Below are 15,714 nucleotides of genomic sequence, written 5' to 3' on the forward strand. Positions count from 1 at the left end.
ATCACATATTTTCACATTGCACATATCTTAAATTTTATAGTATACTTTATATTAAACGAGGAGACTTATTTTATATGAAAAATTTAATTGATAAGAACAACCTAGTTGTTGCGATATCTCATATGATTGCAGGCATTGTAATAATGGTAGGTAGTATTAATCTAGTTATTGCAAATCATTACTTAGAAATTGCAGTAGCTACATTTGGCTTTTTAATTATAGTACTTGGAGTATTTGTTTTATTTAAGTGCGATAATTTTGTTAAATTTGGAATGCCTATATTATATTTAGCTATTGGTATTTTGTATTTAATTGGTTTAATACTAGATGCAACAAAGGGATATTTTACATTCGGCTTTGTAACAGAAATCATTACTATGATTTTGTTTATTGCATTTAGTGTTGTAACTATATTAAAGAATGTTTTAGGAATGAAAAATATTTGGATTCATTTTACGGAAGTAGTATTATCCTTCCTAATGGCATCAACAATATTCTTTACATTATTTAGTGATGCATTCTTTGGATATAGATTTACTAAAATGAATCAAACAGTCGCATTACAAATTTTCTATTTATTACTTATCTTTGGTGGATATACAATACTTGCAATTTCAACATCCTTATATCCAATTGAAGAAGAAAAGAAAAAATCAAAATAATTCCACCTTTAAGGTGGGGTTTTCTTTCTTATTAAAACTACACTTTTTTATAAATTAGTAGTTTTATTTAAAGAAAATTAGAAATGATAAATTATTATAATTTATCCACTTTGTCCAAATAGATTATCTATGGTATAATAAAATATATATGTGTGTATACTGAGGTGTTACTATGACTAGAAAAGAACTGGAAGACCGCTTAGCTGCGGTAACCAACCAGCTGTTAGATTTAGGTAAGAGAAACAGACTACTAAATTATACAGATAAGGGTTTGAAAACACTGGCAATTTTAAATAAGAATGTAGAAGAAGTATTCCGTGGTGTAAAGCAGTATAGGGATTATACGTTCTTCCCAACAGATGAGAAGCTTTTAGAGGTTTCTAATAATCCAGAGCAGGAATTATTAAAGCCTGGTATGGATTTATTAAATCTTGAGGATGATATTGTTTATGAATCTGTAAGAAAGCTTCAGGAGAATAAGGATGAGCTTATTTGTTATAAGCAGCAGCATGGCCTTTTAAAAGCTTTAAAGGCTTTAAAAAAGGAATTTACATTCTCTATTGTTGAAAAGGGTATGAACTCCTTATATTTATCTGTATGCTTCTTACATTATAAGGAAGAGGATATAGAGTATAAGGCTCCTCTTTTATTAATTCCAGTAGAAATTAATAATGATTCTGGCGCTTTTATTATTCGTCAGTACGAGGATGAAATTATTTTAAATCCAACCCTAAGATATTATTTTACATCCGTTTTTAATACGGACTTAATTCCATATAATAATGAAGCCTTAAGTACATATTTAGAGAAGGCTAGAGCAGCCTTACCTGAAGGAGTAATACTAGAAGAGGGTCTATCCTTAGGTATTTATTCCTTCTATAAGATGAATATGTATAATGACTTAATTTATAATCGTGATTTCGTTTTGGAAAATTCCAATATTCGTGCACTACTTGGTGAAGAGCATGGTTCATGGGATGCAAACTTCAATGAACCATTATACCCAGTAGTTAACTGTGACTCCTCACAGTTAAAAGCAATCCAATATGCAGCCAACGGTAAATCCTTCTGTTTACAAGGACCTCCGGGGTCTGGTAAGAGCCAAACCATTACGAATATGATTTCCTCTATGCTTGGTGTTGGAAAGAAGATATTATTCGTATCGGAAAAGATCGCAGCATTAAATGTCGTATATGAAAACCTAAGAAGAGTAAGATTATCAGAATTCGCTTTAGAGCTTCATTCGAATAAAGCAAATAAAAAGGAATTCATTGAAAATATGTACCGTACGGCTACTCTTCCAAGATATGATATTGAGCTTAAAACAAGATTTTTAGGTACAAAATATGAATATTTTAGAAATAACTTACATAATTATGAGAGCTACTTACATGAAATAATTCCTTCTTTAGGTGTTTCTTTATTTGATTTATATTCTATATATCTAGATACTAAGAGTGAACCAGTGCCATATGAATTAAAATTCATGGATACATTTAATTTAATGGATATGGATAGAATCTCTAAAACTTTAAGAGATTATGCTGGATATTCTAAAATTATTGGATTTAGTGATTATAGAGAATCTCCATTATATGGCTTAAATCAAATCTCTGAAGAATATATTAAATCAGGCTTAAGAGCTGATATTGAAGCTTCCTTAGATTTATTAAAGAAAATCGAAGGAGTGCGTAAGGAATTACATGCGATAGGGCTTGATGCATCGAATATCATCGATGCGATGAAGTCTTTAGAGGTTGCAGATAAGATTGTTCAGATTAAGCAATATAAGCCTATTTATATGTTTAAAAAGAATCGTTTATTAATCAATGATATGATTAAGAAATACTTATCTTATTCTAAAGAGATTAAAACCGATATTTTAAATGTTTATAAAGAAGAGGTGTTAACCCTAGATTTAGCTAAGATTCGTCAGGATTATGCAAGAATGATGAAGGAAACTAAGGGTATCTTTAAATCTCAAACAAAGGAATTTAAGGAACTAGATTCTAAGGTACAATCCTATAGAGTTGCTAAAGCCAAGCCTGAGGTTGTAGTAGAGGAATTAAATGACTTAGCTAAGCTTAAGGCTTATAAGGCTCAAGCCGATAATGCAGCTATAAGCATTAATAAGGCTTTAGGTAGTGATGCAATTACTAATTTAAGACAAATATTATTAGATATTAAGGTTGTTGATCAATTACCAGATATGTCTATATCTACTCAAGCATTTAATAATTTAAAGGCTGCTTGGGAGAATTGTGATTTATACTTTTCTGAACAACAAGCAGAATATAAGAATTTATTGAATTTATCTCGTATATTTAAGATTAAGCAATTTAATATTACAAGCTGTACAATTAAAGAGGCTTATGATAGAGTAGCTGAGGTAAATCAAGAAAGAAATCATATTTCTAATTATAGAAGAACTCTAGAGATTATTGATGAGCTTAAGGAAAAGAATGCAGAAGAATTCTTATATTATTATCTAGATAATAATTATAATCTAGATGAAATCTCTCAAAGATTTAAAAAGACTTTCTTAAAGAATAAGATTGATGCAGTTCACCATAGTGGTGATTTCTTACAGAACTTTGAAGCAGAAAGTGTTGATGAAATCATTGAAGGCTTCCGTGATTTAGATGAAAAGACATTAACAATTAATAGAGATATCATTATTGCGAAAAACAGCCAAAAGCGCCAAAATGGTATGGCTGTTGAAGGATCTATGTTTAAGCTACTTGAGCGTGAGCATGAAAAGAAGACAAGACAAAAGCCAATAAGACAGCTACTTGAACAAATCTTTGAGCTTGCCTTAGAAATTAAGCCAGTATTCTTAATGTCTCCTTTATCTGTTTCTACATATTTAGCCAATAAGCCAAATATGTTTGACTGTGTCATCTTTGATGAGGCAAGTCAAATATTTGCCTGTGATGCCTTAGGCTCTATTTATAGAGGTAAGCAGTGTATCATCATTGGTGATGATAAGCAAATGCCACCATCGAATTTCTTCATGGCTCAGTTAGATGATAATTCTGGTACAGATGAGGAATTAGAATATGATATGGAATCTATTTTGGATAAGGCCATGGCAACATTTGAAACAATTGCGTTAAAGTGGCATTATAGAAGTAGAAGCGAAGAATTAATTACCTTCTCCAATAATGCATTCTATGCCGATAAGCTTATTACTGTACCTACTCCAAGAATTCATGAGGCAGGCTTTGGTGTTGACTTCTATTATGATCCTGAGGGTAGATATAATACAGTAACTAGAACGAATGTATTTGAGGCTGCCAAGGTTGCAAGAATGGTAATTGAGCATTATAAGAATTCGGATAAATCCTTAGGAGTTGTTGCCTTCTCTAGTAGCCAAGCTGATGAAATTCAGCGTGAGCTTGATAAGCTTATAAAGGATGATCCATCCTTAAAGAAATATTTCCAAGAGGATATTGATGAACCATTCTTTATTAAAAACCTTGAAACAGTTCAAGGCGATGAAAGAGATAGAATTATCTTCTCTATATGCTATGCATATAATGAGGATGGTAAATTCATGCAAAGATTCGGTCCTTTAAATGTTAAGGGTGGCGAAAGAAGATTAAATGTAGCTGTAACTAGAGCGAAGTATAATGTATCTATTGTATCCTCTATAAGATATACAGATATTAAAACAAATACTTCATCTAAGGGTGCGTTATTATTAAGAGATTATTTGCAGTTTGCAGAAAACGTAGTTGCTGCAAAGAATTATACAGAAGAGTCTAATGGTATTATTAGATCTGTACAGGAGTATTTAGAATCCCTAGGCTATACCGTATTACCACAGTATGGCTCATCCGCATTCAAGGTTGACCTTGCGGTAAAGAAGGATGAGGATTTCATAATGGCAATTATGATTGATGGTAAGAGTGAATACTCCGATAATGTAACAGATACCTATAGACTTGAAAAGCTACTTCTTGAGCGTCAGGGCTGGAAATATTTTAAGCTATTCGCTACAGCTTGGGTAAATAATCAGGAATCAGAAAAGCAAAGATTATTTGATGCCTTAACTCATGATGAGGATGAGGCAGTAGATGCAATCCAAATTAAAAAGCATGATTCTGATGAAGAAATTGATACATACCTACGTGAGGATAATACGGTAGATGTAGATGATTTCAACTTTGAAAGCTATAGAAGATTAGATTTATTCACCTCAAGGAAATCCTTACAAAAGGGAATTGGTACATTGGTTGAGGCATTAATTCAAGCAGAAGGACCAATTCATAGAGAATATCTATATAAGAGAGTTGCAAACATCATGGAGAAAGAAAAGCCTAATAAGGAAATTAAAACCGATGTTGATGATAATATTCCTGCAAAGGTTTTACGTATGGGCGATTTCTTTATGAATTTTGATCAGATGAGTAAAATCAAATTAAGATTGAATTCCGATAGAGAAGCTACTCAAATATATGTAGATGAATATGTGGATGGTATTGTCGGTGTTGTTGCAAAGCAAAACGGTATTACTGTCCAAGGATGCTATAAAACATTAGTACAAATCTTAGGATTTGATAAGGTTGCAGCATCCACAAGAAAGATACTAGATGAAGCCTTAGAGCATTTAATTCATAATAAGAGAATTGAAAGAAGAGGCGACAACCTATATCTATTGTAAGGCTTAAGCATCACGAACGGGTTCGTGGTGCTTTTTTTAAAATTTTTAGTTTTCTTTTAATTTTTTTTATTTTTCTTCCTATTTATTTATATGGAGGATAGTTCAAATAAATATTTAGGAGGAAATTAAAATGTGTAACAAATTACAATCTATTGGACTTACTGATTTTTACTTTAAGGAGCTGTGTCAAAGGAGGAAGGATTATTTAGTATTCATATTAAATGGTATTTGTAATCTAAATTTAAAGGAATCAGATATTGAGTTTTCTAATACGGAAGAAAGAGATATTTGTACTTTAAAAACCATTAATTATGATATTAAGGTTATATCTAGTAATCTTAAAATTGATATTGAGGCTCAAATTAAACTTAATTCAAACGAAAAGAATGAAAATGGAGAATATGTTTATGATGTATCTAGATCATTCTATTATTTAGCTGTATTACATTCTAGAGGATATGATTATAAGGAAAAGGGATATGAAAAAAGAAGATCTATAGTAGTATTTTTATATAAGTATGATATTGCAGGAGATGATTCTATACAAAAGATTGGAATGCATAATTATTCAACCAAAGTAGATTATGATGATATGTTAGTATATGCTGTATCCCTTGAAAAAATACCTGAAAATAGTAAAATAGAACTGGATAGGGCATTAAAGCTTTTATCTTCACTAGATATGACACCATATCTAGATGATAATTCCAGTGTAATAAGGAGGGCTGCCGACATGTTATGTGATTATGATAAGAGCGAAAAAGCACAAATGGAAAGAGATGCAAGAAATAAACAAGAACTAGAGCAGTATACTCTTTTAAATGCAGCTAAAAAAGAAGGCCATGAAGAAGGTAAGGCAGAAGGAATTGAAGAAGGCATCGAAAAAGGCATAGTAATTGGAGAAGAAAAAGGCATCGAAAAGGGAAAAAAGGAAAACCAATTAGAAACTATTAAAATTTTATTTGAAACTGGCTTATCAAAAGAAGATATTGCTAAGCACTTAAGGCTGGACTTAGAGTATGTAAAGGAAGTATTGAAGTAAGTATTAGAATTTCTAGTGATATAAGTAGCTATTGGAGGATTATATATAATGGTTCAATATACAGAAGAAGAAAGAAAAATGCTTGAAAGATACGAATTGGAAAGAGATGCTAAAAATAAACAAGAACTAGAGCAGTATACTCTTTTAAATGCAGCTAAAGCCGAAGGAAAAAAAGAAAACCAATTAGAAACTATTAAAACTATGTTTGAAAAGGGTGCATCTATAGAAAATATAGCATACCTCTTAGATCTTGATTTAGAGTATGTAAAAGAAGTATTGAAGTAAGTATTAGAATTTCTAGTGATATAAGTAGCTATTGGAGGATTACATATAATGGTTCAATATACAGAAGAAGAAAGAAAAATGCTTGAAAGATACGAATTGGAAAGAGATGCCAGAAATAAGGCAGAATTAGAATACTATACTCTTTTAAATGCAGCCAAAAAGGAAGGCCATGAAGAAGGTAAGGCAGAGATTATTAAGTCTATGCATGACTTTGGAATGTCCATAGAGGAAATTGCAAAAGTATGTAAGTTAGATATAGATTATATAAAAGAAGTATTGAAATAGTTATTATAGAATTGGTATGATGATGAGTCATACCATTTTTTATATAACAAAAGTATACTTTTGTTTTTATATAATAAAATGTTTTCATAGTATTTAGTGAAATAGTGTTATGTTGTTTTTTCAATATAGTTATGCTAAAATTAACAATGGATATTTATTCTATTTATAAATAAATAGATAGAAGAAAGGAGTGATTGAAATGTTAAATTATATACTACAATTCATAATTAATAATATATTTTACATTCTTCCTATTTTAGGTATTTTCACTATTTCTGCTATCTATAGTACAAAAGCAAGAAGCTTTGCTTTATTTACTTTAAGCTTCATTTTATTAGTTGGTCTTATTTTCATTATCAATCATTATAGTAATAATAATGATACATTAAGAAGCATATTAGTAACTATCATTACATTATTCTGTAATGTATTCCAAGTATTAGTTTATGCATTCTTATTAAATGTTTCTGTATTCCAAATTGTATACTCTGCTGGAGTATACGATATGTGCTACAATTTAGCCTTTGATATTGTTGTTGCTATCGTTGTTGGATTAATTCATTTAACATTCTCTATTAAGGGATTCTTTAAAAAGACTTATTTACAATTAAGTAATTATATAATTGCTTCATTTCAATATGCAAAGAAAATAATTTTAGATTCTATTTTTGGCTCTTTCTATCAGGTTATGAGAGATTAATTTCTAATATTTTTAGAAATATTTTTTGTGTTGTCTAAACTATGATAAGGGGGCTTTTTATTATGGAAAAAGAAAATAATACAATTAAAGAATATAAATATAAGAAAAAACCAATTTTTGCATTCTGTAAAAGAACATTTGATATATTATCATCAGGAATCTTTTTATTACTATTTGGATGGTTTATCTTACTGATGGTATTAATTAAATGGCTAGAGGATTTTCATAATCCAATATATACATCTATAAGAGTTGGAAAAAATGGAAAGCTAATTAAGTTCCATAAAATTAGAAGTATGTGTCCAAACGCAGATAAAATGAAGGATGAACTAATTGCTAAAGGATTAAATGAAGCAGATGGTCCTGCATTCAAAATGAAAAATGATCCAAGAATTACTAAATTTGGTAAATTCTTAAGAAAAACTTCTATAGATGAGTTACCTCAAATTTGGGATATCTTCATAGGAAGAATTTCTGTAGTAGGACCTAGAAGTCCACTACCTAATGAAGTGAATGAATATACCCCATATCAATTACATAGATTAGATGTAAAGGGTGGACTTTTATGCTTATGGCAAATACAGCATAATAGAAATGATTTATCCTTTGATGAATGGATTGACCTAGATTTAGAATATATTCAAAAAAGAAGTATCTTATTAGATTTAAAAATAATATTTAAAGGAGCTTGGATGGTTCTATTTGACCGTTCAGGTGAGTAAATATATAGGTGTAAAAAACATGGAGAAAGTATTACATATTTCGAAATACTATTATCCTTTTATTGGCGGAGTGGAACAAGTAGCGAGAGACTGCGTTGATTCACTTAAAGGCAAATATGAACAAAAGGTAATTTGCTTTAATCATGATAAAGGAGATAGTGTTGATAATGTTGATGGAGTAGAGGTAGTGAGAGCCTCTTGCTTCGCTAAAATTGCATCCCAATCATTAAGCATAGACTATAATAAATTATTCAAAAAGGTAATAGAAGAATTTAAACCAGATTATGTTATTTTCCACTATCCAAATCCATTTGTAGCATCAATACTTACAAAGTATTTAAAGAAGAAAACATTTAAGTTTATTCTTTGGTGGCATTTGGATATTGTGAAACAAAAGGTATTAAAGGTATTCTTTGAAGGTCAAAATAAAGAATTATTAAAGTATGCAGATAGAATTGTAGCTACTTCACCAAATTATATTGAAGGGAGCCCATACTTATCTAAAAACAAGAAAAAATGCTCAATTATTCCTTGTTGCTTTAATGAAGAAAGAATTGCATATACAGATGATAATGTAAAAGAAGCATTAAAAATTAAAGAAAAATATGAAGGCAAAACAATTTTATTTGCCTTTGGTAGACATGTACCATATAAAGGATTAACATATTTAATTCAAGCATCTAAATTATTAGATGAATCCTATAAAGTATTAATTGGTGGAAAAGGTCCTTTAACAGAGGAATTAGAGCATGAGGCAAAGGGAGATTCAAAAGTAGAATTCTTAGGTAAGATTTCTGATGAAGAATTGAAGAATTATTTCCTTGCTTCTGATATATTTTGTTTTCCATCCATTACCAAAAACGAAGCATTTGGTATTGGCCTTGCGGAAGCAATGTATTTTGCAAAGCCTGCAGTTACATTCCATATTGAATGCAGCGGTGTAAACTGGGTTTCCATTAAAGATGAAACAGGTTTAGAATGTGAAAATGGTAATGTAAAATCTTATGCAGAAGCTATAAAGAAGCTTGCTTCATCAAAGGAATTAAGAGAAAAGCTTGGTAATGCTGCAAGATTAAGAACATTAAATAATTTTACATTTACTAAATTTAAGGAAAATACAATCGAATTATTAGAATCCTTAAAGGAGGAATAATATGGCTCTTACATTTTTGATTATGGCTGGTGGATCTGGTGAAAGATTTTGGCCATTATCCACAAGAGAAAAGCCAAAGCAATTACTAAAAATATTTTCAGATAAATCCTTAATTCGTTTAGCATATGAAAGAATATTCCCCTTAGTACCTAAGGAAAATATCTTCATTGCAACAAATTCAATTCAGGTTCCTGCATTGAAAGAGGATTTAGCTGAATTAAAGGATGAAAATATCATCATTGAACCAATGTTTAAGGACACTGCAGCTGCAATTGCCTATGGTTCAACGATTATATCGAAATATTTTGATAATCCTACAATAGTAGTATTAGCATCCGATCATTTAATTCAGGACGAAGAAGAATTTAGAAAAGTAATCAAGCTTGCAGAAGAAGATGCAAGCAAAGGTAATATAGTTACTTTAGGTATGAAACCTACATACCCTGAAACTGGCTATGGCTATATTGAATGTAGAAATCCAAAATTAAATGTTCCAACGAAATCTCTAGGCTTTAGAGAAAAGCCTAAATACGAGATTGCAAAGGAATACTTTGAATCTGGTAATTATTTATGGAATTCTGGAATGTTTATCTTTAGATATGATGTGATTATGGAAGCCTTAAAGAAATATAAGGTTGGTCATTTTAATACCATAAATAAAATCACAAAGATTATAAATAAAAATGAAGGAGAGAAAACTGCAGAAGCAGTTAAGCCTTATTTTGAAGAATTTGAAAGAATCTCCATTGACTTTGCAGTGATGGAGCATGCAGATAATATTAATGTAATTCCAGCATCCTTTGGCTGGAATGATGTTGGAGGCTTTTTAGCCTTCAGCGAATTATTTGATTCTGATAAAGATAATAATGTCATTAGAAACATTAAATGCATTAGTGTAGATTCAAATAATAATATTATCGTATCGAATGATAATGTACAAAGAGTTTCCTTACTTGGAGTATCTAATATGATTATTGCAGTAACTAAGGATGACATCTTAGTTTGTGCAAAAGAGAAAAACCAAGAAATTAAAAAGATTTTAAAATTAATTTAACTTAGGTGGAAAATACTATGAATAAAATAGAGCAGTTTTTTATCAGTCGCTTACAGCATTATAACCATATTAAATACTGGAAAATGCGATATTATATTCAAAATAAGGATAAAGGCTTTAAACTAAAAAAGATTTTATACCTTTATAAAATAAAGAAGAGCGATGCATTTAACTGCTGTAGCTTTGGATCATCAATTCATGGTGGTGCAAAGTTTAAAACTCCTCCAATTTTACCTCATGGCCCAAAAGGAATCATTGTTAATGAGTTTTCTACTATTGGAGAAAACTGTAAAATATTCCATCAAGTTACGTTAGGTGAAAAGAATGGCAAAGCTCCAACTATAGGGGATAACGTAATTATTTATCCTGGAGCTAAGATTGTTGGTGGAATTACCGTTGGAAATAATGCAGTAATCGGACCAAATTCAGTTGTGGTTAAGGATGTACCAGATAATGCGGTTGTATCTGGAATACCAGCCGTTGTAATTAAAATGAAGCAATAAATGGTGATATTATGATACTATTTTTAGAGCCTTACTTCGAAAAGAAGCCATGGGCAGGAGATAAATTAAAAAATATATATGATTGCCCTGATTCAACTGGTGAGGCTTGGATTGTATCTGGATATAAGAATAAATCATCTAGAGTTAAATCAGGCAAATATAAAGGTGAAACCTTAAGACATTTATGGATGAAGCATCCAGAATTATTTGGTGATTATACCGATAAGGAATTTCCTTTATTAATTAAAATAATAGATGCAAAAGAAGATTTATCTGTTCAAGTGCATCCAAATGATAATTATGCTTTGGAACAGCAAAACTCACTTGGTAAATTTGAATGCTGGTATTTTTTAAATCAAAATGAAGCCAAAACCTGCATTGCAGGTATTGATGCATTAAAAAGAATAGATGTTAAAAAATACATAGATTCAGGTATTTTACAAGATAAACTGATTAAAAGAAATGTAGAAAATGGTGATCTTGTAGTTATTGAACCTGGTACAGTACATGCCCTCCAGGCGGGTTCATTTGTACTTGAGGTACAAGAGTCTAGCGATATTACATATCGTTTATATGACTACAATAGAGGCAGAGAATTACATATAGAGGATTCCTTAAACGTTATTTGTTATAACGATCAAAGAAATCCAATATATCCATTTCAAAAATCTGAAACCTTTGATTCAAAGTATTTTACACTTAATAAAGTATTTGTTGATGGTAATACAACATATCATACAAATTCATTTATTATTGCATATGTTATTGATGGTACAATCATTGTTAATGGTGAAACAGTGAATAAGGGTGACACCCTGATTATTTCAAAGGGTGAAAATGAAATTAATTGTTCTGGAATTGGTAGAGCAATAATCATAATTCCTAAGGAAAAGGAGGAAACAAGACCTAAAATGAGAAAAGTCGCTTTAATTACAGGAATAGTCACTCAGGATGGTTCTTATTTAGCTGAGTTCTTATTGAATAAGGGCTATGAGGTTCATGGCCTTATTAACTCAAAATCTCAACTAAGGACAGACAAGCTAGATGCATTAGTGAATGACCCAAATATTTATAATATAAAGCTTTTCTTCCATATAGGAGATTTAACCGATACATCAAGCTTAAATCGACTATTAGAAAAGGTTAGACCAGATGAAATATATAATCTTGCATCTCAGTCTCATGTTGATCTATCCTTTGAATTACCTGAGTATACAGCTCAAGTTAATTCCTTAGGTACATTACGTCTTTTAGACGCAATTAAACAAAATGATTTAAGAACTAGATTATTTAATGAATCCTCATCTCAAATTTTTGGTGAGAATGTAAATAGCGATGGTTATCAGGATGAAACAACTCCAGTTTCCCCTGAAAACCCATATGCAACTTCTAAAGCATATGCACATTTTATTGTTCAGAATTACAGAAGAAATTACGGTATCTATGCTGTAAATGGAATTCTATTTAATCATACATCCCCTAGAGAGGATGAAGATTTTGTATGTAAAAAGGTAACTACCTTTGTAGGGCAATACGCTATGGGTAATGGCGGGAAGCTTTATGTTGGTAATTTGGAATCTGAAAGAGACTGGGGATACGCACCAGATTATGTTGAGGGTATGTGGTTATCCTTACAGCAAATGAATCCAGATGATTATGTATTTGCAACTGGTAAAACACATAGTGTTAAGGAATTAATTGAATTGTCCTTCATGCAAATAGGTATAAGAATTACTTGGGTTGGAGAAGGATTAAATGTAAAAGGTATCAATGAGGTTACTGGTGATGTAATTGTTGAAGTTGACCCAACCATTTATAGATTCTCAGATACTTCTTATTTAAAGGGTAATCCAGCTAAGGCAATGAATAAGCTTGGTTGGATACCAAAGAAGCAATTTAGCGATTTAGTTAAATTAATGGTTAAACATGAATTTCAAGTATTAAAGCGCTAAAACGATTTATCTCAATTAAGGGGTGATGAGAAAGAATGGAAATTACAATAATCGGATTTGTTTCGGTGTTGATAATATTTTATGCATTCTTAAAACAGAAAAAAGAAATATTGTTATATGCTGCAGTATTCTTTTGTGGCTTTACAGGAGCAAGTGTTGTAAATATTTCTTCAATATCGATTCAACCTTCATATTTATTTTTCTTTTTGTATTTCATAGTTATAATTTATCAAGCACTAGTTTCAACAAAAAAGAAAAAAATTGAATTTCCAAAGTTTTTTACAATATTTTTAATATATTGTATATTAACGTTGGGAATGTGTTTAATTTTACAAAATCAAGAAATTATAATATTAAATCAAAAAGATCAATATGCAAATCTAAAATTTTCAGTTTCGAATATTATTCATGTAGGATATTTAGGAATTTGCTATTTATTCTATACACTATTGATTAATAAAAGAACACGACTAAATTTAAGAGGTAGCTTATATAAGGCCTATAGACTTGGAGTAATTGCTATTATTTTGATTTGTTTATATCAAATATTAGCCTTTCAGTTTAATCTACCTTTTGATATTATTTTTAGACAAAGCACACATGGAAATGTACAAGGAAGTAGATTATATGGACCATGCGGTGAAGCTTCTATGTTAAGTTACTATTTAGCACCATCATTATTTTTAATGTTGTTAAATATTAAGAAATATAAGAAAGATATGATATGGATAGCTTTAGGCATACTAATTGGTGTATTATGTTATTCATCCACATTCTTTGTTGGATTAGTATTATCATTAATTCCTCTACTTGTTAAATTCTTGCTTCATATAAAGGAAAAAAAGTCAACTGGTTATTTAATAGCAGTAGTTGTTGTTTTAATTGGAACTGTAATTGCAATTGCTATAGAGTGGGATTATATTGAAAAAGCAATATTTAAATTCTTTGATACAATAGGTGCTAAAAATCTATCAGGTTCCATTAGAACTGAGGCATTCCAACGTATGGCAATCATTGGATTTGAATATCCGTTTGGTGTTGGCTTTGGATCATCAAGAAGTAAAGATTTATTATCAACATGGTTATGTAATATAGGTATCGTTGGTGTTATAATCTTTGTAATTGTGATGATTAATTATTTAAATGTATGTTTAAAGCAAAATAAGACATATGAATGTATCCCATTCATTCTATGTGTTATTCTTGCTATGATATCTGTACCAGAACCGTATAATTTATTTATATGGGTATTAATGTTCTTTGGAATATATGGTACAAAAGGAAATAATATTACATCTAGGGATGATATATTAGAAAAACAAATATATCAGCTTTGGTGGTTTTAATAAAGAAAGGAAAATATTAGGTATGGAAAATATGGAAAGAGAACCAGAAGGACTAAGTGTTATTGAACTTATCAAAGTAATGATAGGTTATAATAAAAAAAGTAAAATTCGTCTTTTATGTGTATTTGCCGGAGTTGCATTAGTGTGTCTTCTTGCAATTTTACTATTTTATAATAAATCCCATGAGGTTTATACAACACAATTTAATTATCTTGTTGAAACATTTGATGGTAATACATATTATGATGGAACAAAGTTTATATATTTAGATTTAATATCTGAAGAATCATTAACTCAAATCAAAGAAGGTAATAATGATTTTTCAAATATTAATGTAAATGGGATTTTAGCAGAAAATGATATTACAATTGAAAGAAATACAAATGAATCCATTTATGCATTTACATTAACTGTTAAAAAGAAGTATTTTAATTCAGTTAATCAAGCAAAAGAGTTTGTAAAAGCAATTGCAGAAATTCCTGTAAATACTACAAATGAAATGCTTGCTAAAATTGATTATACAAATGCTTTATATAGTTATATAAATTATGACAAGTCCTATGAAGATAAGATTGATGATTTAATCACTCAAGCTAATTTAATTAATAATTTCTACACAAATATTATTGGTAAGTATGGAGATAGATTATTAGATGCTAATTTTAATAACAGTACAATTTCTAGCATGCAAAAAAAGGCTGCAAAAGAAATTGAAAATTTAAATTTGACAGCTCTTAGTGAAGAATTAGCTACACATACTTATGTGTATGATTATGAAACTACTCTTCCATTGCTTATCATTAAAAAGGAAGATGCCAAAAACCAATTAGATGTTGTTGAAAATAAGATTACAGCTGTTAAAGCAGAGATTGACCGTCAGTTAACTGCATCTGGTGATGCATCAGCAACGGTTGAAGGATTAAATACAACATTGGCTTCATTATTAGTTCAAAAGGAAGATTTAGTATCTAGTATCCAAAGATATCAAGATAAAATTGATTATGGTGAGACTACAGATACAACATCTTTCGATAATAAATTATTAAATTCTTATAATACATTAGATTCATTAACAAAAGAGATTATTATTTTACATAAATCTATATTAACAACAAATCAAAAGGTATATTATGATTCCAATAATGTTGTAACAAAAACTGGCGGAGTTTCCATAGTAATTACAATTGGTTTATCTTTGGCTTTAGGTTTAGGAGTTGCAATGATTACTAATCTTGTAATGGATCTTTCTAATTATAAAAAAGTGGTGATATCAAAAAATGATTTCTCTAAAAAAAATGATAAGGAAGAAGAAAACAAGGAAGCTTAAAAAATTGGAGAATATCT

The 15,714-nt window shown here is 29.9% G+C and carries 13 protein-coding genes; all 13 read left to right on the forward strand.

What is annotated here, in order from left to right:
- Nucleotides 1–74 precede the first annotated feature (74 nt).
- Nucleotides 75–662, forward strand: a complete 588-nt coding sequence (locus EI71_RS01700; RefSeq protein ID WP_119015515.1) for a hypothetical protein — start codon at nucleotides 75–77, stop codon at nucleotides 660–662.
- 172 nt (nucleotides 663–834) lie between these two features.
- Nucleotides 835–5,328, forward strand: coding sequence for a DUF4011 domain-containing protein (locus EI71_RS01705; RefSeq protein ID WP_162849671.1), 4,494 nt, complete (start codon nucleotides 835–837; stop codon nucleotides 5,326–5,328).
- 130 nt (nucleotides 5,329–5,458) lie between these two features.
- Nucleotides 5,459–6,370 (forward strand): hypothetical protein, encoded by a 912-nt coding sequence (locus tag EI71_RS01710; protein WP_119015517.1) that lies wholly within the window; start codon nucleotides 5,459–5,461, stop codon nucleotides 6,368–6,370.
- Nucleotides 6,371–6,418: 48 nt separating this feature from the next.
- On the forward strand, nucleotides 6,419–6,655 hold the full coding sequence (locus EI71_RS01715; RefSeq protein WP_119015518.1) for a hypothetical protein: 237 nt from the start codon (nucleotides 6,419–6,421) through the stop codon (nucleotides 6,653–6,655).
- A gap of 48 nt (nucleotides 6,656–6,703) precedes the next feature.
- Complete coding sequence (locus tag EI71_RS01720; RefSeq protein WP_119015519.1) at nucleotides 6,704–6,940, forward strand: hypothetical protein; 237 nt, start codon at nucleotides 6,704–6,706, stop codon at nucleotides 6,938–6,940.
- Between the two features lie 199 nt (nucleotides 6,941–7,139).
- The gene (locus EI71_RS01725; protein WP_119015520.1) at nucleotides 7,140–7,640 is read left to right on the forward strand and encodes a hypothetical protein; all 501 of its coding nucleotides are present in this window, start codon (nucleotides 7,140–7,142) and stop codon (nucleotides 7,638–7,640) included.
- A gap of 62 nt (nucleotides 7,641–7,702) precedes the next feature.
- On the forward strand, nucleotides 7,703–8,362 hold the full coding sequence (locus tag EI71_RS01730) for a sugar transferase (protein ID WP_162849672.1): 660 nt from the start codon (nucleotides 7,703–7,705) through the stop codon (nucleotides 8,360–8,362).
- A gap of 19 nt (nucleotides 8,363–8,381) precedes the next feature.
- Nucleotides 8,382–9,515 carry a glycosyltransferase gene (locus EI71_RS01735; protein WP_119015522.1) on the forward strand — a complete coding sequence of 378 codons (1,134 nt, stop codon included), beginning with the start codon at nucleotides 8,382–8,384 and terminating at the stop codon, nucleotides 9,513–9,515.
- Between the two features lies 1 nt (nucleotide 9,516).
- Nucleotides 9,517–10,569, forward strand: a complete 1,053-nt coding sequence (locus EI71_RS01740; RefSeq protein ID WP_119015523.1) for a mannose-1-phosphate guanylyltransferase — start codon at nucleotides 9,517–9,519, stop codon at nucleotides 10,567–10,569.
- Between the two features lie 17 nt (nucleotides 10,570–10,586).
- Nucleotides 10,587–11,072, forward strand: coding sequence for a serine O-acetyltransferase (locus tag EI71_RS01745; RefSeq protein ID WP_119015524.1), 486 nt, complete (start codon nucleotides 10,587–10,589; stop codon nucleotides 11,070–11,072).
- Between the two features lie 11 nt (nucleotides 11,073–11,083).
- A complete protein-coding gene (gmd, locus tag EI71_RS01750; protein WP_119015525.1) occupies nucleotides 11,084–13,024 on the forward strand; it encodes a GDP-mannose 4,6-dehydratase in 1,941 nt (646 codons plus the stop codon).
- A gap of 317 nt (nucleotides 13,025–13,341) precedes the next feature.
- Entirely contained in the window at nucleotides 13,342–14,370 is a 1,029-nt protein-coding gene (locus EI71_RS01755) for a hypothetical protein (RefSeq protein WP_147387543.1), read from the forward strand.
- Between the two features lie 22 nt (nucleotides 14,371–14,392).
- Complete coding sequence (locus EI71_RS01760; protein WP_119015527.1) at nucleotides 14,393–15,697, forward strand: hypothetical protein; 1,305 nt, start codon at nucleotides 14,393–14,395, stop codon at nucleotides 15,695–15,697.
- Nucleotides 15,698–15,714: the final 17 nt, after the last annotated feature.

This window comes from Anaeroplasma bactoclasticum (genome assembly GCF_003550015.1).
Classification (GTDB): domain Bacteria; phylum Bacillota_I; class Bacilli_A; order Acholeplasmatales; family Anaeroplasmataceae; genus Anaeroplasma; species Anaeroplasma bactoclasticum.

Coding starts and splice junctions, on each gene's coding strand:
- EI71_RS01700 (WP_119015515.1), top strand. CDS start 75: ATGAAAAATTTAATTGATAAGAACAACCTAGTTGTTGCGATATCTCAT.
- EI71_RS01705 (WP_162849671.1), top strand. CDS start 835: ATGACTAGAAAAGAACTGGAAGACCGCTTAGCTGCGGTAACCAACCAG.
- EI71_RS01710 (WP_119015517.1), top strand. CDS start 5,459: ATGTGTAACAAATTACAATCTATTGGACTTACTGATTTTTACTTTAAG.
- EI71_RS01715 (WP_119015518.1), top strand. CDS start 6,419: ATGGTTCAATATACAGAAGAAGAAAGAAAAATGCTTGAAAGATACGAA.
- EI71_RS01720 (WP_119015519.1), top strand. CDS start 6,704: ATGGTTCAATATACAGAAGAAGAAAGAAAAATGCTTGAAAGATACGAA.
- EI71_RS01725 (WP_119015520.1), top strand. CDS start 7,140: ATGTTAAATTATATACTACAATTCATAATTAATAATATATTTTACATT.
- EI71_RS01730 (WP_162849672.1), top strand. CDS start 7,703: ATGGAAAAAGAAAATAATACAATTAAAGAATATAAATATAAGAAAAAA.
- EI71_RS01735 (WP_119015522.1), top strand. CDS start 8,382: ATGGAGAAAGTATTACATATTTCGAAATACTATTATCCTTTTATTGGC.
- EI71_RS01740 (WP_119015523.1), top strand. CDS start 9,517: ATGGCTCTTACATTTTTGATTATGGCTGGTGGATCTGGTGAAAGATTT.
- EI71_RS01745 (WP_119015524.1), top strand. CDS start 10,587: ATGAATAAAATAGAGCAGTTTTTTATCAGTCGCTTACAGCATTATAAC.
- gmd (WP_119015525.1), top strand. CDS start 11,084: ATGATACTATTTTTAGAGCCTTACTTCGAAAAGAAGCCATGGGCAGGA.
- EI71_RS01755 (WP_147387543.1), top strand. CDS start 13,342: ATGTGTTTAATTTTACAAAATCAAGAAATTATAATATTAAATCAAAAA.
- EI71_RS01760 (WP_119015527.1), top strand. CDS start 14,393: ATGGAAAATATGGAAAGAGAACCAGAAGGACTAAGTGTTATTGAACTT.